The following is a 1,978-nucleotide window of genomic DNA, read 5'->3' on the forward strand; positions in this document are numbered from 1 at the left end:
CTGAATTACCTGAAAGGAGAGAAATCTTTCAAAGGCGGAATTCGGCGGAAACAGAAGAAAGCGGCACTGGTTGAGACATATCTTGCTGACATTCTCGCGGTCTGAAAGCTTTCATGCGTTTTCCCTGCATCACCAAGGCCATGTCTGCCGGCGGCTGGGAGTACGTCAGCTGGCTGGAATTGCCCCACTATCGCCTCATCAAGCGTGAGGAGGAACGCCTGCTCCTGGAAGAGGCCGAGGAGGGCTACCGCCTTACCTCGGTCAACGATGTCCGTTCTGGCAAGCCCCACGACGCCGAGAAGCAGCTCCTGGCCGAGATCATCGACCGGATCAACGACCTCTACTGCGCCAAGGTCAGCGGCGATGACAAGCTGCATTTCGCCTACGAAATCGCCGACCGTATCGAACGCAACGAAGTGGTAATGGCCCAGGCGCACAGCTACATCAAAGACCAGATGCTGCACGGACTCCTCCCGAATGAGGTCACCGACGCCGTGCTTGACGCCCTCAGCGACCACGAGAAGCTCAGCATGCCATTGCTGGAGAACGAGGAGACAGGCAGGCAGTTTGCGCTGTTGATATTAAAGCTACTGGCAGGGAGGTCTAGCAAGGATGCTCAGTTCGGCAGTCGATTAATTGATATTTCTTCGCTGAATCTTAAAGATATGTAGCTGTATGGTTTTTAATTCCCCTGGTTCATGGGTGTTTTTTTAATGTTATAGGAGAGGCTAGGTGAGTTTTAAGGTTAACCCGCCTTATTCACGAGTGCCCTGATCGGGCGGCTTGAAGTGGCTGGCCGTTGGGTTCTCGCACCGGGGGTGCTATCTACGCCGTAACGGCCCGCTGAATCATGCCCAAATGCTGCTCTTCTGTCGTATCTATATAACGTTCAGGAATTAATCACGCCGTTAAAGCAGCCGTCATCGTCGACCGTCGCTGCGGTCGCTCGATTCTTGAAGCTATGGTGGTTGCGCCGAACGTCAGCTAAGCGCGGTCAGTTTCGGCAGCCCCTTCAGCAAGGCAGGCCACCATTTATCAGCCGTATCGCCGAGGTGAACGGTGATGCGCCGAGCGTGCAGCGAGAGCGTCGCCGCCACCTTGAGCACCTGTTCACGCATCCGGCTCAGGCTCCAACCCTGCCGGGTCTGGCGCCCCAGCAAGCAGCGAAGGCCATGCAGAACCTGATAGGCGTAGAGACTCAGCAACAGGCTCACCTCATTGCGGGCCATCACGTCCTGGACGGTGGAGGCACCGCGATCGGTCGACGAGAGATGCACGTCGAGCGCCGACTTCACCTCGCCCATGTGCGCTTCGGCGCTGCCGCGCTTGCGATAGAGTGCCAGGATCTTCTCGGGCGGCCAGTCGAACTTGCCGAGGTTGGTGACCAGGAAGAAGGCATGCAGCAGCAGGTCATCGGGGCGTTCCTGAACTACCAGCACCACGCGTCGTGGCGTTGGCCAGGTACCGGCCTGGTATTCAAGGTCGTGGCACCACTCCCGAGGCTGCTCAGGTGGCCGGCCGCGTGGCCGCTTCAGGTAGGGCGCTGCCAGCGCCTGCAAGCCCTTGTGGCTGCGCAGCCGGCCCAGGTACTCGATGCTGCGCTTCTCCAGCGCCTCCAGCGTGTCGTTGTCGGTGAAGCCGGCGTCGATACGCACCCGAACCTGGGCGCCGGTGCTCTCGTTAAGCCGCTTCACCAGGTGCGGGATCCACGTATCAGCGTTCTCGGCGGGGCCGGCGTCGCCCTCGCGCAGCAGGCCGCCGACCATGTCGCCAGTTTCGGCCAACGAGGCGACCAGCGGCGAATAGATCCGCGTACCGTAAAGGCCATGATAAGCGGAACCGCCCTGGTGTCCATGGACCTCAATCGGCAGGCCGTCGATGTCTAGCGTCAGCTGCTTGGGACGCTCGCCGTTCTTCAGCGAGGTCAGGCGCCAGGCCACCAGCCGCAGCAGACCTTCATGCACGGCATCGATGTTGT

General features: G+C 59.7%; 2 protein-coding genes. One reads left to right on the forward strand and one right to left on the reverse strand.

What is annotated here, in order from left to right:
- The first annotated feature begins 113 nt into the window (after positions 1-113).
- The gene (locus tag MKZ40_RS16745) at positions 114-671 is read left to right on the forward strand and encodes a hypothetical protein (protein WP_175090798.1); all 558 of its coding nucleotides are present in this window, start codon (positions 114-116) and stop codon (positions 669-671) included.
- Between the two features lie 309 nt (positions 672-980).
- On the opposite strand, the gene MKZ40_RS16750 is transcribed toward MKZ40_RS16745, so the two are convergent.
- On the reverse strand, positions 981-1,978 hold a 998-nt coding region (locus MKZ40_RS16750; protein ID WP_282627972.1), incomplete at its 5' end, for an IS1380 family transposase.

The organism is Cobetia sp. BMC6, assembly GCF_029991385.1.
In the GTDB taxonomy this organism is placed as follows: domain Bacteria; phylum Pseudomonadota; class Gammaproteobacteria; order Pseudomonadales; family Halomonadaceae; genus Cobetia.